This is a genomic window from Pseudomonas sp. JZ114 (assembly GCF_051027705.1).
Lineage (GTDB): Bacteria > Pseudomonadota > Gammaproteobacteria > Pseudomonadales > Pseudomonadaceae > Chryseomonas > Chryseomonas luteola.
In genome coordinates, this window is the sequence record NZ_CP069256.1 from 56,763 (window position 1) to 77,790 (window position 21,028).

The 21,028-nt window shown below is 57.0% G+C and carries 20 protein-coding genes; 8 read left to right on the forward strand and 12 right to left on the reverse strand.

Features of this window, described 5'->3' with window-relative positions; translation table 11 throughout:
• Positions 1 to 157: 157 nt before the first annotated feature.
• Both betC and JQR90_RS00305 read left to right on the forward strand, forming a co-directional pair.
• Positions 158 to 1,642 (forward strand): choline-sulfatase, encoded by a 1,485-nt coding sequence (gene betC / locus JQR90_RS00300; RefSeq protein WP_037030615.1) that lies wholly within the window; start codon positions 158 to 160, stop codon positions 1,640 to 1,642.
• 68 nt (positions 1,643 to 1,710) lie between these two features.
• Positions 1,711 to 2,631 (forward strand): choline ABC transporter substrate-binding protein, encoded by a 921-nt coding sequence (locus JQR90_RS00305; protein WP_010796398.1) that lies wholly within the window; start codon positions 1,711 to 1,713, stop codon positions 2,629 to 2,631.
• A gap of 477 nt (positions 2,632 to 3,108) precedes the next feature.
• Here the strand turns inward: JQR90_RS00305 and JQR90_RS00310 are convergent, their stop codons facing one another.
• Positions 3,109 to 3,753 carry an HAD family hydrolase gene (locus JQR90_RS00310; protein WP_010796399.1) on the reverse strand — a complete coding sequence of 215 codons (645 nt, stop codon included), beginning with the start codon at positions 3,751 to 3,753 and terminating at the stop codon, positions 3,109 to 3,111.
• Positions 3,754 to 3,850: 97 nt separating this feature from the next.
• Here JQR90_RS00310 and JQR90_RS00315 point away from each other — a divergent pair, with 97 nt between their 5' ends.
• Positions 3,851 to 4,609, forward strand: coding sequence for an SDR family oxidoreductase (locus tag JQR90_RS00315; protein ID WP_010796400.1), 759 nt, complete (start codon positions 3,851 to 3,853; stop codon positions 4,607 to 4,609).
• 90 nt (positions 4,610 to 4,699) lie between these two features.
• Positions 4,700 to 5,320 (forward strand): hypothetical protein, encoded by a 621-nt coding sequence (locus JQR90_RS00320; RefSeq protein ID WP_010796401.1) that lies wholly within the window; start codon positions 4,700 to 4,702, stop codon positions 5,318 to 5,320.
• 969 nt (positions 5,321 to 6,289) lie between these two features.
• Here JQR90_RS00320 and JQR90_RS00325 read toward each other — a convergent pair.
• Positions 6,290 to 7,657 (reverse strand): glutamine synthetase family protein, encoded by a 1,368-nt coding sequence (locus JQR90_RS00325; RefSeq protein ID WP_073450132.1) that lies wholly within the window; start codon positions 7,655 to 7,657, stop codon positions 6,290 to 6,292.
• A gap of 23 nt (positions 7,658 to 7,680) precedes the next feature.
• The gene (locus JQR90_RS00330) at positions 7,681 to 9,072 is read right to left on the reverse strand and encodes an aspartate aminotransferase family protein (RefSeq protein WP_434140267.1); all 1,392 of its coding nucleotides are present in this window, start codon (positions 9,070 to 9,072) and stop codon (positions 7,681 to 7,683) included.
• A gap of 173 nt (positions 9,073 to 9,245) precedes the next feature.
• Here JQR90_RS00330 and JQR90_RS00335 point away from each other — a divergent pair, with 173 nt between their 5' ends.
• Complete coding sequence (locus JQR90_RS00335) at positions 9,246 to 9,869, forward strand: glutathione S-transferase family protein (protein ID WP_404626852.1); 624 nt, start codon at positions 9,246 to 9,248, stop codon at positions 9,867 to 9,869.
• Positions 9,870 to 9,877: 8 nt separating this feature from the next.
• On the opposite strand, the gene JQR90_RS00340 is transcribed toward JQR90_RS00335, so the two are convergent.
• Complete coding sequence (locus JQR90_RS00340) at positions 9,878 to 11,536, reverse strand: sensor domain-containing diguanylate cyclase (protein ID WP_244294394.1); 1,659 nt, start codon at positions 11,534 to 11,536, stop codon at positions 9,878 to 9,880.
• Between the two features lie 241 nt (positions 11,537 to 11,777).
• Positions 11,778 to 12,260 (reverse strand): GNAT family N-acetyltransferase, encoded by a 483-nt coding sequence (locus JQR90_RS00345; protein WP_010796406.1) that lies wholly within the window; start codon positions 12,258 to 12,260, stop codon positions 11,778 to 11,780.
• A 218-nt stretch (positions 12,261 to 12,478) separates the two neighbouring features.
• On the opposite strand from JQR90_RS00345, the gene JQR90_RS00350 reads away from it, so the two are divergent.
• The 3 genes from JQR90_RS00350 to JQR90_RS00360 are packed head-to-tail and all read left to right on the forward strand — an operon-like array spanning position 12,479 to position 15,837.
• The gene (locus JQR90_RS00350; protein ID WP_010796407.1) at positions 12,479 to 13,849 is read left to right on the forward strand and encodes an aspartate aminotransferase family protein; all 1,371 of its coding nucleotides are present in this window, start codon (positions 12,479 to 12,481) and stop codon (positions 13,847 to 13,849) included.
• 4 nt (positions 13,850 to 13,853) lie between these two features.
• Positions 13,854 to 14,966, forward strand: coding sequence for a GNAT family N-acetyltransferase (locus tag JQR90_RS00355; protein ID WP_010796408.1), 1,113 nt, complete (start codon positions 13,854 to 13,856; stop codon positions 14,964 to 14,966).
• A complete protein-coding gene (locus JQR90_RS00360; RefSeq protein WP_010796409.1) occupies positions 14,938 to 15,837 on the forward strand; it encodes an arginase family protein in 900 nt (299 codons plus the stop codon). The genes JQR90_RS00355 and JQR90_RS00360 overlap by 29 nt, the downstream gene beginning before the upstream one ends.
• Here JQR90_RS00360 and JQR90_RS00365 read toward each other — a convergent pair.
• From JQR90_RS00365 to JQR90_RS00395, 7 genes are read right to left on the reverse strand one after another with little or no spacing between them, the layout of a single operon-like run.
• Entirely contained in the window at positions 15,810 to 17,060 is a 1,251-nt protein-coding gene (locus JQR90_RS00365) for a DegT/DnrJ/EryC1/StrS family aminotransferase (protein WP_434140270.1), read from the reverse strand. The genes JQR90_RS00360 and JQR90_RS00365 overlap by 28 nt on opposite strands.
• Positions 17,041 to 17,424, reverse strand: coding sequence for a DMT family transporter (locus JQR90_RS00370; RefSeq protein ID WP_010796411.1), 384 nt, complete (start codon positions 17,422 to 17,424; stop codon positions 17,041 to 17,043). The genes JQR90_RS00365 and JQR90_RS00370 overlap by 20 nt, the downstream gene beginning before the upstream one ends.
• Entirely contained in the window at positions 17,421 to 17,795 is a 375-nt protein-coding gene (locus JQR90_RS00375) for an EamA family transporter (RefSeq protein WP_122041166.1), read from the reverse strand. The genes JQR90_RS00370 and JQR90_RS00375 overlap by 4 nt, the downstream gene beginning before the upstream one ends.
• Positions 17,792 to 18,640 carry an alpha/beta hydrolase gene (locus JQR90_RS00380; RefSeq protein ID WP_122041165.1) on the reverse strand — a complete coding sequence of 283 codons (849 nt, stop codon included), beginning with the start codon at positions 18,638 to 18,640 and terminating at the stop codon, positions 17,792 to 17,794. Before JQR90_RS00380 ends, JQR90_RS00375 begins: the two co-directional genes overlap by 4 nt.
• On the reverse strand, positions 18,637 to 19,386 hold the full coding sequence (locus JQR90_RS00385; protein ID WP_010796414.1) for an MtnX-like HAD-IB family phosphatase: 750 nt from the start codon (positions 19,384 to 19,386) through the stop codon (positions 18,637 to 18,639). The genes JQR90_RS00380 and JQR90_RS00385 overlap by 4 nt, the downstream gene beginning before the upstream one ends.
• Positions 19,379 to 20,284, reverse strand: a complete 906-nt coding sequence (locus tag JQR90_RS00390) for an efflux RND transporter periplasmic adaptor subunit (RefSeq protein ID WP_434140271.1) — start codon at positions 20,282 to 20,284, stop codon at positions 19,379 to 19,381. Before JQR90_RS00390 ends, JQR90_RS00385 begins: the two co-directional genes overlap by 8 nt.
• The gene (locus tag JQR90_RS00395) at positions 20,284 to 21,024 is read right to left on the reverse strand and encodes an ABC transporter ATP-binding protein (protein ID WP_010796416.1); all 741 of its coding nucleotides are present in this window, start codon (positions 21,022 to 21,024) and stop codon (positions 20,284 to 20,286) included. The genes JQR90_RS00390 and JQR90_RS00395 overlap by 1 nt, the downstream gene beginning before the upstream one ends.
• Between the last annotated feature and the right edge of the window lie 4 nt (positions 21,025 to 21,028).

The window sequence follows — 21,028 nt, forward strand, 5'->3', positions numbered from 1 at the left end:
GGAGCCCGGTTATGGCATAAGCTGTACTTATCCAAGTCATGCCTCTCTATGCGGTTTACCGATCAGGAGCCCTCGTCTGATGATGATTGCAAATGTGAGTATGTAATCATCAACACAGGTCGGAGGGTATGTGAAAAAGCCAAACATCCTTTTCATCATGGCGGACCAGATGGCTGCGCCGCTGCTGCCGTTCCACCGTGCCGACTCGCCCATCAAGGTTCCCAATCTTGAGCGTCTGGCACAGCAGGCCGTGGTGTTCGATTCGGCATACTGCAACAGCCCGTTGTGTGCGCCCTCTCGCTTTGTCCTGATGAGTGGGCAATTGCCTTCCAGAATCGGAGCCTACGACAACGCCGCTGACTTTCCTGCGGACGTTCCGACCTATGCCCATTACCTGCGCCGCCTGGGCTATCGCACTGCCCTCTCCGGCAAGATGCATTTCTGCGGACCGGACCAGCTGCACGGCTTCGAGGAACGTCTGACCAGCGACATCTACCCTGCCGATTATGGCTGGGCGGTGAACTGGGACGAGCCGGATGTGCGTGCAAGCTGGTATCACAACATGTCATCCGTGCTGCAGGCCGGGCCTTCCATCCGCACCAATCAGCTGGACTTCGATGAGGAAGTGGTCTTCAAGGCCAGGCAATACCTCTACGACCATGTCCGCCGGGGGGATGACCAGCCCTTCTGCCTGACTGTCTCCATGACCCACCCGCATGACCCCTACACGATTACCAAGGAATTCTGGGATCTGTATGAGGAAACGGACATCGAGTTGCCACAGGTGACGTTGTCCCAGGATGAGCAGGACCCTCACAGCCAGCGCCTGCTCAAGGTCATCGACCTGTGGGATAAGCCGTTGCCGGAGCAAAAGATTCGGGATGCGCGCCGCGCCTACTATGGGGCATGCAGCTATGTGGATGCCAATATAGGCAAGTTGCTCAAGACTCTGGAAGAGTGCGGACTTGCAGAGGATACGATCATTGTCTTCTCGGGCGATCATGGCGACATGCTGGGTGAACGCGGCCTCTGGTACAAGATGCACTGGTTCGAGATGTCTGCCCGTGTACCCCTGCTTATCCACGCCCCCAAACAGTTTGCGGCGCGGCACGTCAGTGCGTCGGTTTCCACCATGGACCTCCTGCCGACCCTCGTGGAGCTGGCCGGAGGCTGTGTGCAGGACGGCCTGCCCCTGGATGGTCGATCACTGCTGCCGCACCTGGAAAACCGTGAGGGCCACGATGAAGTGATCGGCGAATACATGGCCGAAGGTACTCATAGCCCGCTGATGATGATTCGGCGTGGCCGCTACAAGTTCATCTACTCCGAGCAGGACCCGCTGCTTCTATTCGATCTTGCCAATGATCCCCAGGAGCTGGAAAACCTTGCAACCAGCGGTGAATACCAGAGCGTGTTGGATACCTTTGTACAGGAGGCCCGTACCCGATGGTCCATACCCCATATCCATGCCGATGTGCTGGCCAGCCAGCGGCGTCGCCGCTTTGTCGCCGAGGCGCTGAATAAGGGCATGCGCACGGCGTGGGACCACCAGCCGTTCGTGGATGCGAGCCAGCAATACATGCGCAACCACATCGACCTGGATGATCTGGAGCGGCGTGCCCGTTATCCACAGCCGCTGTAATCAACCCTTGCCCGAAGGATGCTGACGGGCCACTGTAGACCCGATAACACACGCTGAAGGACGCACGCATGAAACCAATACCCACGCTTTTGATGGTTGGCGCCGCCCTGTTTGGTATGCAGGTTCACGCTGAAGATGCCGCTTGCGGCACTGTTCGTATGGCTGATCCGGGTTGGAGCGATATATCCACTACCAACGCCGTTGCCGGCTTTCTGCTCGAATCGCTGGGCTACCAGAGCACGGTCGACACGCTTTCCGTCCCCATCGTGTTTGGCGGCTTGAAGGATGGCAAGATCGACGCCTTCCTGGGCAACTGGATGCCTGCGCAGCAAGGGTATTACGATCAATTCGTTAAAAGCGGCCAGGTGACCGACCTCAGGGAAAACCTGAACGGGACCGAATTCACTCTGGCCGTGCCCAAGTATGTCTGGGACGCCGGTGTGAAAGACTTTAGCGATCTGGCCAAGCATGCTGGCAAGTTCAACAAGAAAGTCTACGGCATCGGCTCGGGTGCCCCGGGTAACCAGTCGATCCAGAAGATGATCGACGGTAACGAGTTTGATCTGGGCGGCTGGCAACTGGTGGAATCGAGTGAGCAGGCCATGCTGGCGCAGGTAGGCCGCTCTGTGAAGCGCAACCAGTGGGTGGTCTTCCTGGGCTGGACGCCTCACCCCATGAACATCAATTACGAGATGAAGTACCTCACCGGCGGTGAGAAATACTTTGGCGAGGCGGGCACGGTTCATACGTTGACACGTAAAGGGTATGCCGAGCAGTGCCCGAACGTAGGCAAGCTACTCTCCAACCTTGCGTTCACGTTGGATATGGAAAACGCCATCATGAACGACGTGGTGGAGAAAAAGATCAGTTATGCCGACTCTGTACAGAACTGGCTCAAGGCTAATCCACAGGCCATTGAGCCCTGGCTGCAGGGTGTGAAAACCAAGGACGGCAACGATGGTCTGGACGCGGTCAAGGCAAAGTTGTAGAACATGATTGCGCAGGGAAAACGGGATGTATTACTAACCCGTTTTCCCTGCAGCTACAGGCTGAAACAGCCCCTATCGATAGCCATATTCACTAGGCTGTCACAACACGGCGATAGCCTTTATCGCACCGTGTGCAGCGGAAAAAAAATGTCCCTTATCGGCTATACCCCCTTATTTCCTGTATTCCATGAGCTTATGAAACGTCATACGTCAGACATCGTATGACTTAAAAGGCTGTGCGAAATCGCCAGATAAATAGTCATACCTATTGCTAACGAAGTGGGGCGGTTATGAGTAACTTCACTGGGTCGTGTAGCGAGCTTTAGAGAGCGCTACACATGATTTCGCGGCCTACATTGGAGGGAATATCGGCGGTTAAGGAGCATGTTGAGCGAAGCGATTTTGCTGCTTTTCTCTGTATTCAGTGGCATGAGTGTTTTGATGATGGGTATCGCGTAGCTCAACCCATCCTGCTCGTCACGCCAGCGCTTCTTTCAACGCCTCCAGTGTCTCAAACACAAACCGCGGCCCTTCCGCTTCCAGCTCTGCACGGCCTCCATAACCGTAGCTCACACCGGCTGCATCTACACCATTGCGTCGAGCACCTATGAGGTCGTGTTTGCGGTCTCCAATCATCAGGCAGGTCTCGGGCTGCAGCTTTTCCGTCTCCAGCACATGTTTGATCAGATCGCCCTTATCCGTACGCGTGCCATCCAGCTCGCTGCCATAAATGGCCTTGAAATACCCCGTTAGCTCAAAGTGGCGCGCGATTTCATTAGCAAACACCCAAGGCTTGGACGTCACCACATACAGGCTGTACCCCTTCTCTTTGAGCGCTGCCAGCGTTTCACGGATGGCTGGGTACGGCGTATTTTCATACAGGCCCTTCTCTTTAAAGCGCACCCGATAGTGCTCCACGGCCTGCCAGGCCTGGGCATCGTCGAATCCATAAGATGCCATGAAGGCGCTGTGCAGCGGTGGGCCGATAAAATGAGTGAGCGTGTCTGGATCCGGCTCATTGATACCCATCTGAGCCAGTGCATATTGGATGGACAGTGTGATGCCGAGCTTGGGATCGGTCAGTGTGCCGTCCAGATCGAACAGGAGATTGGCATAAGGCATAAAGTCTTCTCATCAAGGCTGTGGATAACAGAGCCTACCCTAACCGCGCGGGCTGGTTTAGGCTCAGGCCTTACCTAATAAGAAGAAGGATTCACGCATGAACGCAGCCGGTAAAGTCGCGCTTGTCACCGGGGCCTCCCAAGGGATCGGCAAGGCCGTTGCCCAGGCGCTATTGAATGATGGGTATCGCGTCTTAGTCGCTGCTCGCCGCGAAGCGCCATTGCAGGCGTTTATGGAAGAAGCCAAGGCTGCAGGTCAGGAAGCCCTGGCCGTTGTCTGCGATGTGACGGACGAGCAAAGCGTAGACGCCCTATTCGAGCGCATTAAGGCTACTTATGGCCGGCTCGACGTCCTATTCAACAATGCGGGTATCGGTGCCCAGGCCGTACCTATTGATGAGCTGGACGTCAGTGCCTGGCGCGCTACGGTCGACACCAACCTGACCGGCGTCTTTCTGTGCAGCCGCGCCGCCTTCCGCCTCATGCGCCACCAGACACCCCGCGGCGGTCGGATCATCAATAATGGCTCCATCTCCGCCCACGCCCCACGGCCTTTCAGCGTAGCCTATACCGCGACCAAACATGCCATTACCGGCCTGACCAAATCCCTCTCCCTCGACGGCCGCGCTTATGACATCGCGTGCAGCCAAATCGACATCGGCAACGCCGCCACCGAAATGACCGAGCGCATGAGCACAGGCATCTTGCAAGCCAACGGCGAAAAAGCCATCGAGCCACGCATGGATGTGCAGCACGTGGCAGACGCGGTGCGTTATATGGCCGGTTTGCCGCTGGAGGCGAATGTGCAATTCATGACAGTGATGGCGACTAAGATGCCGTATATAGGGCGGGGATAAACATAGCGGTTGTCTTCGATTAATTAAGAAAAGCTGTATAAGAAGCTTAACTGACCCTGAAAGCTAATTTTATTTAAAGGGGAGTTTGCGATGTTAGGTAGATTTAGTCGTTATATGAGGTCGCAGCTAAGTTGTTTTGGAAAAGAATCATTATGGTCTGCGCGTGATATAAATGTAGGAATGCTGATTATATTTTGCTGGGCTATTCCTGCTTTTTTAATAGTTTGTCTTGTGGAGTATTTTCATGATTATCTTCCTGCTAATTATTTGAAGGCGGCTGTTTCAGAGGGAATAGGCCCTCATTTGTGGAATGTAATTGGGGTCATATCTTTTGTTTTTGTTGGCTTCGCAATTTTGTTGCCTCGATCAAAGTTTATTGCAAGGTGTGCTTATCATCTTTTGGTAAATACTTATGCGATTGGGGGGCTTTCACTTGGTTTATTGACTGGACAATTGCTGATATATTCAGATCCAGTGGTTGGGAGTGTTGATTTATGGAAGGCTTGGATTATAAGCACAGGATTAATACTATTAGTTGCGCTAGCCTTTTTACTTAACTTTTCTTTTTGGTATCTTGGGGTTTTAATGAATTCACAAGGGAAAAGTGGTGGTTTTCTTCACTGTATGGAAAGTGTGGATTTATGGATAAGAGTATTTGCATTTATATTTTTATCTATTTTATCCACTGTTTTTTTGTTTATGGAAACTTAGAGCCGTATTTTTAAGCTAGGCAAGCTGTAGCTGAAAGAATTTTAGCTTCAAAAAACAATTTACTAACGAACCTAAGGCTGAGTAGGCAGCTGTAAAAATACTAACTCTTGTAGCTGCGATACGGTCCGTTTTAGGAATGTAGATTTTTCATACCTTTTTGATCAATCTCTACTGCTCTTGGTATATTTTAGTTTGTTTTATATTTACTCCAATTTTTCTAAGTTTCTATAAGAAACAAGCCCATCCAACAATAAGTTTTACTTAGCTTCTAGCTCGAATACAGAGTGATTATAAATCTAGTTCCTATATCTATGATTTGCAGCCATTAGCACTTATGAAGCCGGAAGTTTTGAGGAGTCGTATTGAGGAAATATTTTGCGAATGAAGGTAAAGATCTGAATTAGCTATTAGGTAAACTTGTTTGATGCAGAAACTATTAAGTCACTCAATTTCTTTGTTCGGCGATTTCTTTTCTGCTTCACATAGTCTCGCGCCTTATTTAAAAGCCCGTGCTATAAATTAATGGCTCCCTAATCTTTGCCTGCATAAGGATTTTCTACTTATATAAATAGACAAATTTAATTTTTAGTGCTGCATGTCTGAGGTCTTCTAGGTTTTCAATAGGTGTTCAAATTCCATAAAAGCTGAATTATTTATTCTGCGAATAGAAATTTACTTTTTATATAGAATTAAGCTGGGTGATTTCATCATTCCCATGCGCTTAACCATATAATGGGTAGTTCCTCATAGAAGCAGCTCAGTATTTTTTAAACTTGTGTAGTTGTTACAAGCTTTATATTTTTAAGCAAGACCATATGCGCCTCAGAAAAGGATGGTCATTTTAAGTGCGATACATTGTGGCCATTCTAAAAGCTGAATTGAGCGCATAGCCTGCTTATGCTAACTACACAAGAATGCATGTTCTTTTTTGACTTGCCTATTTGAAAATTGTTGCCTCACTTAGCCATATCAAGCATGCGTCAAATACCACCGCCAATCCTGCTCCCCTACCTCCCCCATGAACTGGCGGTACTCGGCCCATTTAATGGCGAGATAGACTTTCAAGAACTCCTCACCCAAAGCCTCCCGGGCCCAGGTTGAAGTTTCCAGACTGCGCAGCGCCGTGAGCCAATCGGTGGGCAGGGTTTCGCGGGCTTGTTGGTAGCCATTGCCGGTGATGGGCTCGCCGGGTTCGATTTCTTCACGAATCCCTTTATGAATACCGGAAAGAAGCGCGGCGGCGGCGAGGTACGGGTTGGCGTCGGCGCCGCAGATGCGGTGCTCGATGTGGCGGCTGGGTGCCGGGCCGCCAGGAACACGGAAAGAGACGGTGCGGTTGTTTACACCCCAGCTCTTGGCCAGCGGGGCGTAGCTGTTGGCCTGGAAACGACGGAACGAGTTGGCGTTGGGGCAGAAGATCGCCAAGGCGTCATTCAGCGTCGCCATCATGCCGCCAATACTGTGGCGCAGTAACGGCGTACCGTGTGGGTCTTCGCTGGCCATAAGGTTGTTACCGTTGGCATCGGCCAGGCTCACGTGCAAATGCAGGCCGCTGCCCGCCAGATCACCAAAGGGTTTGGCCATAAAGCAGGCCTGCAAGCCGTGCCGGTTGGCTACGCCACGGACCAGCCGCTTGTAACGTACGCCCTCATCTACCGCCTGCAGCGCATCGAAGCGGTGCTCCAGGGTCAGTTCAATCTGGGATGGAGCGTATTCGGAGATGGCTGTGCGTACCGGCAGCCCTTGCACCTGGCAGGCGGCGTACAGGTCATCCAGGAACGGCTGTAGCTGCTCCAGCTCATACACTCCGTATACCTGCGGAGCCTGTGGGCGGATGCCATTCATTTGCACGGCAGGCTGTGGGCGGCCCTGGGCGTCGCGCTGCTTGTCCAACAGATAGAACTCAAGCTCCACCGCCATGACCGGGTGATAACCGTCCGCCTTGAGTCGATCCACGGCGCGCACCAGCACATGCCGAGGGTCTGCCGGAGCGGCAGGCAGGCCCTTCTCCGGGTGCATGCTGACCTGCACCTGCCCGGTGGGCACGGTGCGCCAGGGTTGCAGCGTCAGGCTGCCGGGCAGTGGGTATGTCCAACAGTCGGCATCCGCCACGTCCCAGACGAGCCCTGTCTCGTCAACGTCCTCTCCCTGGATGGTCAGCGCCAGGATAGAGCTGGGCAGCGGGCGACCATTTTCATAAATGGCCAGCAGCTCATCGCGATGCAGGAGCTTGCCGCGTGGGACACCGTTGGCGTCGATCAATATCAGCTCAATGCTACGCACGTCAGGGTGCTGGGCAAGAAAATCGTGGGCTTCCTGGGGATCGGCAAAGGTCATGATCAGAGCTCTTGTTGTTAGGGTTATTCGCGGGCGTTGGGCAGGGCCAGCAGATCGATCAGGGCATTATCCAGCGTGGCGATGAGACGATCCACGTCTGCCTCGGTGGTGTCGGGGCAGCACAACGTCATGTTGTGAAACGGCGTGATCAGGATGCCGCGATTGATCAGATACAGGTGCAGCGCCATCTGTAATTCATCATGAAAGGCTGCCTCGGCTTCGGCACCCGTCTTGGGCAGGGTTGGGCAGAACTGAAACTCACACCGTGCGCCCAGCTCGGTCACAGACCACTTCAAGTCATGTCCGGCGATCAACCGGCGGAAGCCATCAGCGAGGCGCTTGGCTAGCGGCAGCATGTGAGCATAGGCAGCGGGTGTCATCACCTGTTCCAGGTTGGCGCGCATGCAGTGCATGGCCAGGGCGTTGGCGGAAAGTGTGGTGCCCATGCCGCTATGGCCGTGCCCGTGGCTATGTGCCTGCGCCTGTTCGCGCGCCGTGTGCATGCGTTCGGCCATTTCCGCACTGCAACCAAATACGCCGCAGGGTACGCCGCCAGCGATGGGTTTACCCATCACAAAAAAGTCTGGCTCAAGGTTCCACAGGCGGGTGCAGCCGCCAATATCGGTAGAGATCGTGTGAGTCTCGTCGATGATCAACAGCACGCCATACTGGCGGGTCAGCTGCCGACACTTTTGTAGAAAGCCTGTTTCCGGCAGGACCATGCCGATATTGGTCATGGCGGGCTCGCATAACAGCGCGCAGACATCCCCTTCGGCCAGGGCCGCCTCCAAAGCTGCCACATCGTTGAAGGGAATAGCGCGGCTGTATTCGGTCAGGTCATACGCTTGGCCAATCAGGCCAGAACGAGGCACCGTCCGACCGTTGCGGTGGCGCACCATCACATCGTCCACCGTGCCATGGTAGCAGCCATCGAATACCAGAAGCGTCTTGCGCCCGGTTACGGCACGCGCCCAGCGCAGCACGTAGCGATTGGCATCGGTTGCCGTGGCGGTGACCTGCCAATACGGCAAGCCGAAGCGTTCGGCCAGCAACTCGCCGCACACGACCGCATCCTCGCCCGGTAACATGGTGGTAAGGCCGTTGGACGCCTGTTCGGCCAATGCCTTGGCAATGGGGGCCGGTGAGTGACCAAACATGGTACCGGTATCGCCCAGGCAGAAGTCCATGTATTCATGGCCATCCACGTCGTAGAAGCGTGCGCCCTTGGCCCGCTCGACGAACAGGGGCACCGGTGTCGACCAGTCGGCCATCCAGTGCATGGGAACGCCCCCGTAAAGCGACTTTCGGGCGCGTTCGGCCAGTGCCACGGAGTTCGGATTGTTGGCGAGAAAACGCTCGCGCTCTTGAGCGGTAAAGGTTTCTACAGCAGATGGGTGGATGCCACTGGCGGTCATGCCGATCACCTCGCTTGGACGTCTCCTCATGCTATGAGTAACCGCGTAAAACGCAAGGTGTTGGCGAGAGGCCGTTTTCTATTAAAAGGGCCTTACAACGTGTTCATGTCCCGGACATTGTAAGATGACGTTTTTGCTGCCGTGCGGCCTGACTCCTGTATGAGGTTACAGCCTTGATTCTCTACGATCTGGAACGATCCGGTAATTGCTACAAGATCCGTCTGCTACTGTCCGTGCTGGAGTTGAACTATCAGCGGGTCAAGGTCGATCTCAATGCCGGCGAGAACCGGCAGCCGGAGTTTCTAGCCATCAACCCTCGGGGGCAGATTCCGGTTCTGGTGGATGACAGCGTGACGCTCTGGGACTCCACATCGATCCTGGTGTATCTGGCTCGTCAGTATGGACGTGGTTTGTGGCTGCCTACCGATCCCGTGACCATGGCCAAGGTGATGCAATGGCTGGCCTTCGAACAGAACGAAGGTCGCTATGGACTAGGCCGTGCCCGGTCGATCAGCCTTAACAACACGTCGGTCTTTGCGCGTACCGGCAACCTGACGGATTGTCAGGCCTTGGGTCTGGCTGGACTAGAGGTTCTGGAGAAACAGCTGACTGGCGAAGAGTGGCTGGTGCCGGAGGCCGGCGGCCCGACGATTGCCGATATCGCCTGCTACCCATACACCGCCATGGCGCCGGAAGGCGGCATTGACCTTGCCCCCTTTGTAGCCGTTCAGAAATGGCTACGTCGTGTGCAGGCGTTGAAGGGTTATGTAGAGCTGCCAACGGCTACCCCTGCCTGAGCTTGATCTTAGGAAAGGTCCTGCTCAGTCGGGGCCTTAAGGGCCGACGCTTTTATGAGCGCTGTGTCCTGGGTGATTTGGGTGGCAGCTGACTCATGGAAGTGAGCCCGGCCTTTACCGGCGCGCTTGGCGCTATACAGTGCTTGGTCAGCCAAGGTTATAGCCTCTTCGATGTCCATCGCATCCTGTGGCCACAGGGCTATGCCTATGCTGCACCCTACCTTGATTTTTTCGTTGGCCAAGAAGAAGGGGTTATCAAGGGAACGGATGATGCGCAGGGCGACGGCATCGATAACCTCTTTCGTATCGGTGATAGCGAACGGTACAAGCATCAGAAATTCGTCACCGCCTAGCCGTACAACTAGATCATTCTCTCGAAAACATGTGAGCAATCGTTGTGCAACGCCTTGCAGAAGCAGGTCTCCCGTACCATGGCCGAAACGGTCATTGACGGGCTTGAACCCATCAAGGTCCAGGCATAGCAAAGCAAGGCTACCGCCCTGCTGTTGGATATGTTGTTGAACCTGCGGTAGATAGCGTTCAAGCGCAGCTCTATTGGCTAAACCAGTCAATGTGTCCTGGTAGGCAATGCTTTCCATCGCATCCAGTTGGTCTCCCTGATGGCTCAGGCTCTGAACGAGTTGGCGGATGGCCTGGCTCAAGCTGTGTACTTCGACAGTTCCCTTCAATTCGGGAATTTCAACGTTTTCACCGGCTGATAGACGCCTGGCGGCCGTTACGATTTGATTGAGCGGTTTGGTAATGAACCCCGCCAGCAGCCAGCCGATGACGGCAAATATCACAGCCAGCACAATGCCCCCTGTGAGTATTTCTGTCTGTAGTTCATGGGCAGAGGCATATGCAGCGTCCAGTGGTTGGCGTGCTACAACAGTCCAGCCCAGGCCGGGATAGTCACCGTGCCCATCACTCATTGCGAAGCCGGTAAGGTAAACCTGTCCATCCGGCCAACGTTGAAGCGACCAAGACTGTTGTTCAATAGCGTCCCATTTGAAGTTCAGCTGTTGGCCAATCATCTCCTTCGGGCCTAAGAGGATGGTGTGGTCTTTGCTAACCACCATGAACTCAAGCCCTGGCAAGCGTTGCTGAATGGGCTTGAGCAAAGACTGCCTCACCTCATCAGCCCAGCCCCAGGAGAGATGCGACGCCAATACCCCAATCAATTTTCCATTGTCGTCCTTGATGGGCAGGCTTATATCCACAAATTTCATTGCCTCACCAGTAGGGTTAGGCAAAAGCTTGGCCAGCAGTACAGCTTCGTGCACGTCTCCTATAAAAGGCTCTTGCAGCGCGTTCAAGTAAACCGGACGCTTGGCAATGCTGGCGCCTTCCAGAATACCGTCATTGGATGCCATGACGTTTCCTTGGGCATCTGTGAGCCCAATCCAGGCAATACTGGGGAACTGCTCCTGCAGGTGATTAAGTAGCCGCTTCGCCTCTTTGTTGTGACTAGGATCGCGCAGTGCCTGGAGCTGGCTCAATACAGTCAGCTCTCGGGCGCGGCCATCCATGTCCCGGTCGAGATGATCGACCATGTCGAGCGCCGATTCGGCCAGTTCGCGTCCGATCTGATCCCTCAAGCGGTTGACCGAGGCGGTTCCGATGAGCGCGCCAAAGATCCAGCTTAGGGAAATAATGAGAAGCGCCACAATTAACGCGAATCGAGTACGTAAACTGGAGAAAATGAGCATTTGTTCAGGAGTGCATGTGAAAGAGCAACAAGAAGCGCTGCGGCTTGTTAAGGGGAGGAAGTGTGAGACTTATCGGCCATTAGTGGCAAAGCTGTAGGCCATCAAAAAAGTGCTGGAGGCCCACAACTATCTAGTATGAAGCGAAACGGCCAATAGACGTTAACCGTTTCGTGGGCGGTTCGCTTAGGCAGACTAACTGTTACAACGCGCGGAACATCACGTAGCAGTCCACAAGCCCCTGGGTGCGGTGGCGGTAGGCCTTGGGCAGCGTGCCGACGATCTCAAAGCCATGCTTTTTCCACAGGGCGACCGCCACCTGATTGGTGGAGACCACCGAGTTGAACTGCATCGCCAGAAAGCCCAGCTCGCGGCCTGTTCCCAGCGAATGGGCGCACAAGGCACTGGCGACTCCCTGCCCACGTGCGGCTTCGGCAGTCATGTAGCCGCAGTTGCACACATGGCTGCCCGGCCCGGCGGCATTGGGCTTAATATAATAGGTACCCAGAATCTGCCCGTCCCGCTCAGCGACAAAGGTGGCCTTGGGTAGCTCGACCCAGAGCTTCCAGGCGGCGTCACGGTCCATGGCCGGATCAAGCGCATAGGTTTCCTGGCTTTGGACGACTGCCTGGATGATCGGCCAGACCTGATCAAAGTCAGCGGCGGTAATGGGGCGAATATTCATAAGAGCACTCCTGCGTTCGTTCTGGCTTTGATAATGCCAGCTCACGCCTGAAAACGTTACGTTTGTCGCTTTGCGAAACGTTCTGTTTCATCTCCACACTTTGCACACAATCCCTCGACAGGCCAGCAAGGTTGCCTTTGCACAATGCATGGCAGTTGTCATCGCGCGTCTGCTGTAGACCACGGTGATCCTCACCCAATCGCAGTCTGGAGCAATCCATGAACAACGAAGCCTTGCTGGCTGACGAAGCCAAATACTGTTCTTTTGGCGACACCGTCCACTACGTTAATCCGCCCAAGATTTTTACTGGCTGCGAAGGCAGCTACATGTATGACGCCGAGGGCACACCCTACCTCGACCTGCAGATGTGGTACTCGGCCGTCAACTTCGGCTACAAGAATCCGCGTCTCGACGCCGTGATGCGCAAGCAGCTGGATGTCCTGCCCCAGGTTGCCAGCCAGTATCTACACCCCACCAAGATCGAGTTGGCCAAGACCATCGCTCAGGACGCCGAGCGCAAGTTTGGTTTGCCGGGCCGCGTGCATTTCAACGTTGGCGGCTCTCAGTCCGTTGAAGACTCCCTGAAGATCGTCCGTAACGCTACTGGCGGCAAGAGCCTGATGTTTGCCTTCGAAGGCGGCTACCATGGCCGTACGCTGGGCGCATCGAGCATTACCTCCAGCTACCGCTACCGTCGCCGTTACGGCCACTTTGGCGAGCGCGCCAACTTCGTGCCGTTCCCTTATCCCTTCCGCCGCCCGAAAGGCATGACGGCCGAAGAGTACGGCGAGCACCTGGTGAAGGACTTTGCCCGTAAGTTCGAGAACGAATACCACGCAGTGTGGGATCCCAAGGCGAAGGAGTCGGAATATGCGGCCTTCTACGTCGAGGCCATCCAGGGCACCGGCGGCTATATCGTTCCACCGAAAAACTACTATACCGGCCTGAAAAAGGTCTTGGACGATCACGGCATTCTGATGGTGGTCGACGAGATCCAGATGGGCTTCTACCGTACCGGCAAGCTGTGGTCGATCGAGCATTTTGGCGTGAAGCCGGACATCATCGTCTTCGGCAAGGCGCTCACCAACGGCATGAACCCGCTGGGCGGCGTGTGGGCCCGCGAAGAGCTGATCAACCCCGATGTATTCCCGCCGGGCTCCACGCACTCCACTTTCGCGTCCAACCCGTTGGGTACGGCGCTGGGCCTCGAAACCCTGCGCATGACCTCGGAAGTGGACTACGAGAAGCACGTGATGGATCGCGGTGCGTACTTCCTGGAAGGCCTGAAGGACCTGCAGAAGCGTCACAAGGAAATCGGTGATGTCGACGGTCTGGGTCTGGCCCTGCGCGCCGAGATCTGCACCGAGGACGGCTTTACCCCGAACCGCGAGCTGTTGGACAAGATGGTGGACATCGGTCTGGCTGGCGATCTCGAATACCAGGGCAAGAAGACCGGTCTGGTGCTGGACGTGGGCGGCTACTACAAGAACGTCATCACGTTTGCACCGTCGCTGGAAATCTCCTTCGCCGAGATCGATCAGGCGATGGTACTGCTTGACCAGCTGATCACTCGCGCCAAGCAGGCCTGACGCGGTGGGGCTCGAACAAAGGTCCGGCTCTGCCGGACCGCTGTACGGCAATCAGCTCGAGCCTGGGGCGCTGATCAATCAGTTCAGCGCCCATCCGCCCGACGGGTTTCAGGTGCTGCGCCTGCCCCAGGCAACACCGGGCTTCGAGGCGGAGTTCGATCTGCTGACTACAGTAGACGGATCGCTCAAGCGCAGGATTGAATCACTCCCCCTTTATCGCCATTGGTCCAAATGGCTGCGTATCCGTACAGCCTTCATCGGCACGACGGTTTCCGAATATGCCCTCTTCCCGGCAGCCTGGTCGGCTCGCTCGCTGGTCAAGCGTCTGCGTAAGGCGCTGGGGTGGTGCTATCCGATGATGATCATCAAGGATATTCCCCAACACTCCCCCCTGCTGGACGACTCGGCCAACCGGTATGCGGAGCGGCTGCTTGAGGCCTGCAAGGCAGAGGGTTTCGTTCTGGTGGAAGGTCAGGCACTGGCCTATGTACCCATCGATTTCGCCTCCGTGGAGGAATACCTGGGCCGTCTTTCGTCGAGCCGCCGCAAGGATATTCGCCGTAAATGGCGCAAGCGCGAGGCGTTGACGATTTGTGAGGTGTCGACAGGCGATGCGCAGTTCCTGTGTGACGAGCTGATCGACGAGTATTACCGGCTATACCTGAATGTGTACGACCAGAGCGAGATTCACTTCGATCGTCTGTCTCGAGGGTTTTTCGAGCAGATGCTGCGAGATGCAGGCAGCGGTGGAATGGTATTCGAGTATCGCCATGAAGATCGTCTGATCGGCTATAACGTGTGCTTCGTGCATGACGGCAAGCTGATCGACAAGTACATCGGGCTGCAATATCCCGAAGCCCGGTCGTTCAACCTGTACTTCATCAGTTGGCTCATCAATCTGGACTATGCCCTCAGCCACGGCCTGACCCATTACGTAGCCGGCTGGACAGACCCGGAAATCAAATCCTACCTGGGTGCTTCCTTTACTTTCACCTGTCACGCCGTCTATGTGCGCAACACCCTGTTGCGTGGCCTGGCGCGACGCTTTTCCCGGTACTTTGAAAGTGACCGCCAATGGAGTGACAGCCGTGAACCAGCCTATCGTTCTGGATCTTGATGGCTCTATCGGTGCAGTAGACAACGCCCTGCGCCTGGACCTGCGTGACTGGCAGGCACGGGTGCGGTTTGGCTGCCGCGTCTCGACTCTCGATGCCTTCGGCCGTGATGTGGTGGCCCGCCTACCCGTCAACCACGGCCCTGTACTGATGGGTAGTGGTGATTTTCATCATTTGAGTTGGCCGCTCATTGCCCGGCAGACATCCCGTACACGGGGCGTTCGGGTCGTAGTGTTCGATAATCACCCGGACAACATGCGTTATCTGTTTGGTATCCATTGCGGTTCCTGGGTGCGTCGTGTCGCCCTGTTGCCGCAGGTCAGCCACGTTCATGTGGTGGGTATCACCTCGCCAGACATCGGCCGTGGACATGCTTGGGAGAATTACCTGACGCCACTGCGCAGCGGTAAGCTGAGCTACTGGAGCCTGGGCGTAGACACGGGGTGGGCGCGTTGGCTGGGTGTGCAGTCGGCCTTTCGCAACTTTGCCGATGCCGACACCCTGGCTGATACCCTGAGTGAGCTCCTGATCCGTGAGCAGCACCCCACGTACCTATCCATCGACAAGGATGTTTTCAGTCCTTCGGTCGTCCGCACCAACTGGGATCAGGGTGTCATGCTTGAGCATCATGTCATGCAGGCGATTGAGGCCTTGAAAGGGCAGCTCTTGGGCAGTGATATCACCGGTGATGTCTCAGTCTATCGGCACCCCAGTGCCTGGAAGCGTTGGCTAAGCGCCGGCGATGGCCAGACGCTGGAAATACCTGATTTGACCTTACAATCCTGGCAGGTGGAGCAGCATGTGCTCAATCAGCGTCTGGTTAGCCGGCTGAACACGGCGCAGGGCTATGAGCGTGTCATGCGCTCGGCGTGACAAGCCTCTTCAATCCCCCCATAGACCACATCGAAATCAGCCTCGCTCAACCAGGGGCTATTGCTGATGGCCAGGATTCGATCCGCCAGCCGGCGGGCTTCCTGGCATTCGACGGGCGGCTTGTAGGTAAGCGTCGTGTTCAGATAGTGGTAATCCGGCAAGGCATGCACGAAGGGAATGCTCAGACCATAGCCATTTCCCCAGAGTGCTTCCAGTACCGAGTCACGGGCCTCGCGGCTGGGCATGAGCACTAATAAAACGGGCCAGCTCCCCTCGCCCTCATGACCTACAAGGGGAACCAGCCCAGAAAGGGTGCGCAGGCGCTTGAGCCTGCGTTCGGCCTGCATGCGCTGTTGTGCGAGGAAGTCGGGCAGGCGCTTCAGGGCGCGAACGCCAACGGCCTGCCGCCAAGACCCAACCTGATGCAACGTAATGGGCAGGGAAAAATATTCATCGGCAGCGGCCACCCAATCCCCTTTCTTCAGCGCACGCCGCAGTGGCAGGCCGTAAGCGAGCCGCAGACCCGCAGGCCGATAGAGGGCGGCATAGCCCAGTAGCTCAACACTGCGCTTGAATTCCAGCCAGGGTTTTGGATGCGCCAGCGCCTGACTGGCATGACGCAAGGCCTGACGAATCGTCTCCTCGCGGGCGATAAGGGCGCCGCCTTCAAAAATCGTAAGCCCCTTGCCCACTGCCAGGCTGAAAAAGGCAATGTCGCTGCGTGTGCCGATGCTATGACCACCGACACGGCTGCCCAAGCCCTGGGCGGCATCCTCGATCACCCAGGCGCCTACCGCCCGGGCGCATTCAAGCGCTGGGTCGATATCGCTGATCCGGCCGCACAGGTGGGTTGGGACGACGGCCAAGGTCTGCTCGTTGCACAAAGCCTCGAGCATTAATGGATCAAGGTCGAGGCTGTCCGGCTTGAGGTCACAGAGTTGTAGCTCAAGCCCACACTGGACAACCGCCAGCGCCACCAGCGGGCAGGTATAGGCCGGAACGATAACGGTCGTACGTGCAGGTGACAGCCTTTTCAGCGCTGTAAGCGCAATGACCATTGCCGCGGTGCCAGAGCTTTCCAGCTGAACATGCTCCACGCCTAGAAAACGCGCCAGGGCGGTGCTCAGGTTACGCTCGCCGCCGGGCAGCAGGTCGCGCAACCGCAAGGGCAGGCCCGCTGTGGGCGGTGCGTCGAAGTAGGCTTTACGAGGAAGCGGCTTCACGGTGTTCACTCAGGGCCAGGCAAACGATGCCCAGGATGATCAAACCGGCAGCCAGCAGTTGCGGCCAGCCCAGATGCTCGTTGAACAGCCACACGGACAGCAGCATCACGGAGACGATCTCCAGATGCGAGGCCGCAAAGGCCGGGCCGACCGGCACGTGCTTGAGCAGGGTCATCCAGCAGAAAAAGGCGCCGATGTAGCCTACGAACGCACCGTAGATCCATGGATGGCCGAATACCCGCCACAGCCACTCGGTGGTCATCGACAGGGGTTCGGCCTGCATGGCGGCGTATTTGAAGCTCAGCTGCGCCAGCGTATCGAACGCCATGAGCAGCAGAAAACCAATCAGGTAGAAACGCTTCATGCCTGTATCCCCACTACGGCAACGCCAATGGAAATGAGGCTGATGCCCAACACCCGCAATGGCGTGAGCTTTTCAGCGAAGAAAAAGCGCCCCGCCAGCATGATGGCCACAATATTGATAGAGCCCAGCAGTACACCCTGGGACAGCGGCACCAACGACAGAAACGCCAGCCACACGACAAACTCCATCACGTAGCAGCCGATTCCCAGCCACAGCCACGGGCGACGGCTCATCTCTATCCAGTGCGCAAGTCCGTCCTTGTCCGCCGACTCGGTCGCTGCAGCCTTGAACGCCAGCTGGCCGACACTGTCGATCACCACATTGGCGATCCACAGCACGATGACGAGCCCCGGAAAGGTTTCGGCCGTCATGCCGTGACCCTGTCCGCCACAGGCGATACTGCCTGCTCGCCCAGCGCGCTCTTGATGAACGCAACCGTTTCGGAGGCCACCTTGCGCCGCTCACGGTCCACTGTGATCATGTGATAGCTGTCTTCCAGCCAGACCGTTGTCACCGGTCCCTTGACCGAGCGCTCTACCAGTCGCGCGTTGTAGTCGAGGCTGGCAATGTCGTCCTGGGTCGCGTGCATCACGAGACAGGGTGAGGTGATGTCGCCGAGCTGTTTGCGTACCTGGGTAGCCAGGGCATACATCTCTGCCACGGCCCACCAGGGATTGCCCGGCAAGCCTGCTGCGGCGCTGTCGCCAGAATTCATCTGGTCGACGATGTAGGTGCGCAGCATTTCATCCTTGATGCCATAGGGCGGCTGCTCGATGAACATGGTCTTGCGACCGATGCCCAGCGCCTTGCAGATCGGAAGGATGAAGCAGAAACGGGTGTAGAACGGCATGCTCCAGCCGTCGTGGCGGAACATGGTTGCCAGCGCGGCTACGCCGGCAATCCGGTCCGGCTGATCGGCTGCCAGCTTGAGTGCCAGTAGCGCGCCCATGGACAGGCCCGCCACGAAGACATGATCGACCTGCTCGCGCAGCTTGTCCGCTGCAGCGCAAACACTGGCATACCAGTCCTGCCAGCGTGTTTCGACCAGATCATCGGCTGTGCCGCAGTGGCCGGCCAGTTGAACACCATAGACTGTGAAGCCAGCCTTGTTCAGCCCACGGCCGAACAGGCGCATCTCGTTGGGCGTTCCGGTCAGGCCGTGGATCAGAAGGACGCCGGTGCGGCCGCCTTCCAGAAGAAATTCATGTTCAGTCATCGAGAGGGTTGCTCTTGAGGAACGAGCTCGTCCAGCCAGGACAGGGCGTCGTTGAAAGTGGAAATCGGTGCGAAGGGATAGCCGCGCTGGCGGCAATGATCGATCAGCTTGTACTTGGCCAGCACAAAGTCGGCACGGCCCGAGACGCAGAAGTCCGAAGTGCTGTCGCCAATGAATAACACGCGTTGCTGGCGCTGGTGCTGAAGGGCAAGCCGCTCGCACTTGCAGGTGCCGCTGTCGCGAAGGCAGTGCGGGCTGGCAAAGGGAGAGGCAAGTTCCCAGCTGCGCTCGCCGGTCTGGGTCAGGTAGTTAGCCTGCACGGGCAGCCCGCCCAGTCCGTGGCGGCGCAGGATATAGCGGATCGCATAATCCAGCCCGTCACTGATGACTTGAATCAGCAGCCCCCGCTCGCCAGCGGCCTCGACAAAAGCACGAAAGCCCGGATCGATGGCGATGCCGTCGAGATGCGCGTGGAACTCCTCCTGTGACATGTCCAGCAGTGCCACCTGGCCCTGCATGCAGTCCCGTGAGCCGATCCGACCGGCCTCCCAATCGTCTTCCAGCTCTTGCCAGCCGGGGCGGCCAAAGCGTTCGAGCAGGGAGTCGATCACATCGACCTGGCTGATGGTGCCGTCGAAATCGCACTGGATCATCCAGGGCTGCGAAGGGTTCGGCAAAACCTCGCGAACGACAGGCGTATAGGGCCTGAGCGATTCGTCGAGCACGGAGTGTGAAAGATTATTCATGGAAATTCACCCGTACATTCTGGCCGATACGAAGCGTCGGCGGCTGTTCGAACGCGAGCAGGCAGTCGACCACTCGCACGTTGGGATGTCCCTGGCTGTCGTCGTCCAGGTGGCTGCTGCCAAAGAGATCGCCCAGGCGTGTGACGTGCGCCTTCAGGGGCGGCTGGCCGGGTTCGGCTTCCAGCACAACATCTGCCGTCATGCCCGGCTTCACACGATGCACAAAGCTTTCATTGAGTTCGGCGCGGATTTGCAGCGGGCGCTCCGGCAGGATCACCAGCAGCGGCCTGGCATCCTCTGGCGAAACGAGCGAACCCTGGGTGGCGTTGACGCGCACTACCGTCCCGGCCTGCGGTGCGTGTAGAACGCGCTCGGCCAGCCGATCCTTGGCCAGCGCGACATGCTGGCGGGCAATCTCGACCCCTGCCTTGGCAACGGCCTGTGCCGATTCCAGCTGCTGAACCTGTTGCCGGGCCTCGGTTGCCTGTTGCGGGTCCACTGCACCCTGACGGGCGGCCTTCTGCAATTGCTGCGCGCGCTGGCGTGCTGGCGGCAGACGCTGCTCCGCCGCTTTCTGCCGGGCCTGCGCCTGCGCCAGCTCTGCTTCATAGGCCTTGAGTTCGGTACGGGCGCTCCGGTCGTCCAGCGCTGCCAGTTCGGCGCCGCGCTGGACCGTGTCGCCTTCGGCCACGGTAAGGCGTGCAAGTCGGCCGGCCTGCAGGGATTTAAGCTCCAGCAGCCCACCCTGCACCTCTACCTTGCCCCTCGCCATGGCTACATATTTTGCGGCTTCGGTCGCAGCCGGTTTCGCCGGTCGCGGAGGTTTCTTGTCCGAGCAGCCTACGACCGACGCGATCATCAAGGCGGCCAGCAGATTGTGGGTAATACGCATGTTCATCAGGCAAACTCCCTGCGGGCGTGGCTGCCCTGTTCGGAGGGTCGCCAGTCACGTTGAATCTGTCCGTCCTCCATCTCCAGCACCCGGTCGGCATGACGGATCAGGCGCGGATCGTGGCTGACGCACAACACGGTGGAGCCTTGCTCATGGGCGATGCGTTGCAGCATCCGGGCGACGTTTTGTCCGTTTTCGGCATCCAGGGCACTGGTAGGCTCATCGGCAAACAGCAGTTGGGGGCGCTTGGCCAAGGCGCGGGCAAGTGCCACACGCTGCCGCTCGCCGCCAGACAGCGAAGCCGGGCGCAGGTCGAGCCGGTGAGCCAGCCCCACTTCCTTGAGCACCTGCCGGGCGCGCTCCAAGGCGTCCTGGTTGGAAAAGCCCAGATAGCCCAACGGCAATGCCACCTGCTCGGTAGCGGTCAGCGCCGGAAACAGATTGAAGCCCTGAAAGACAAAGCCGGTGTGCTTGAGACGAAAGCGCTCAAGGGCACGCTTGGCCAGTCCACCTAGCTTCTGGCCCAGAGCGCGGGTCTCACCTTCGTCCGGCGCCTGCAACCCACTGAGCAGCGACAGCAAGGTGCTCTTGCCACAGCCCGAAGGCCCTGAAATCAGGGTCAGCTCACCCGGATAGATGGAGACGGACAGCCGTTGCAATACGTGCAGGCGAACCATGCCCATGAGGAAGGATTTGCTGACCTCATCGGCTTCCAGGCTGGGAGCGGGACGCTTCACAGGAGTCATGTCA

Excerpts from the sequence above, each read along its gene's own strand:
- JQR90_RS00395 (WP_010796416.1), bottom strand. The coding sequence starts at position 21,024 with ATGACTCCTGTGAAGCGTCCCGCTCCCAGCCTGGAAGCCGATGAGGTC.
- JQR90_RS00320 (WP_010796401.1), top strand. The coding sequence starts at position 4,700 with ATGTTAGGTAGATTTAGTCGTTATATGAGGTCGCAGCTAAGTTGTTTT.
- JQR90_RS00345 (WP_010796406.1), bottom strand. The coding sequence starts at position 12,260 with ATGAATATTCGCCCCATTACCGCCGCTGACTTTGATCAGGTCTGGCCG.
- JQR90_RS00330 (WP_434140267.1), bottom strand. The coding sequence starts at position 9,072 with ATGACCGCCAGTGGCATCCACCCATCTGCTGTAGAAACCTTTACCGCT.
- JQR90_RS00390 (WP_434140271.1), bottom strand. The coding sequence starts at position 20,284 with ATGAACATGCGTATTACCCACAATCTGCTGGCCGCCTTGATGATCGCG.
- JQR90_RS00380 (WP_122041165.1), bottom strand. The coding sequence starts at position 18,640 with ATGACTGAACATGAATTTCTTCTGGAAGGCGGCCGCACCGGCGTCCTT.
- JQR90_RS00310 (WP_010796399.1), bottom strand. The coding sequence starts at position 3,753 with ATGCCTTATGCCAATCTCCTGTTCGATCTGGACGGCACACTGACCGAT.
- JQR90_RS00370 (WP_010796411.1), bottom strand. The coding sequence starts at position 17,424 with ATGAAGCGTTTCTACCTGATTGGTTTTCTGCTGCTCATGGCGTTCGAT.
- JQR90_RS00375 (WP_122041166.1), bottom strand. The coding sequence starts at position 17,795 with ATGACGGCCGAAACCTTTCCGGGGCTCGTCATCGTGCTGTGGATCGCC.
- JQR90_RS00350 (WP_010796407.1), top strand. The coding sequence starts at position 12,479 with ATGAACAACGAAGCCTTGCTGGCTGACGAAGCCAAATACTGTTCTTTT.
- JQR90_RS00385 (WP_010796414.1), bottom strand. The coding sequence starts at position 19,386 with ATGAATAATCTTTCACACTCCGTGCTCGACGAATCGCTCAGGCCCTAT.
- betC (WP_037030615.1), top strand. The coding sequence starts at position 158 with ATGGCGGACCAGATGGCTGCGCCGCTGCTGCCGTTCCACCGTGCCGAC.
- JQR90_RS00325 (WP_073450132.1), bottom strand. The coding sequence starts at position 7,657 with ATGACCTTTGCCGATCCCCAGGAAGCCCACGATTTTCTTGCCCAGCAC.
- JQR90_RS00305 (WP_010796398.1), top strand. The coding sequence starts at position 1,711 with ATGAAACCAATACCCACGCTTTTGATGGTTGGCGCCGCCCTGTTTGGT.
- JQR90_RS00315 (WP_010796400.1), top strand. The coding sequence starts at position 3,851 with ATGAACGCAGCCGGTAAAGTCGCGCTTGTCACCGGGGCCTCCCAAGGG.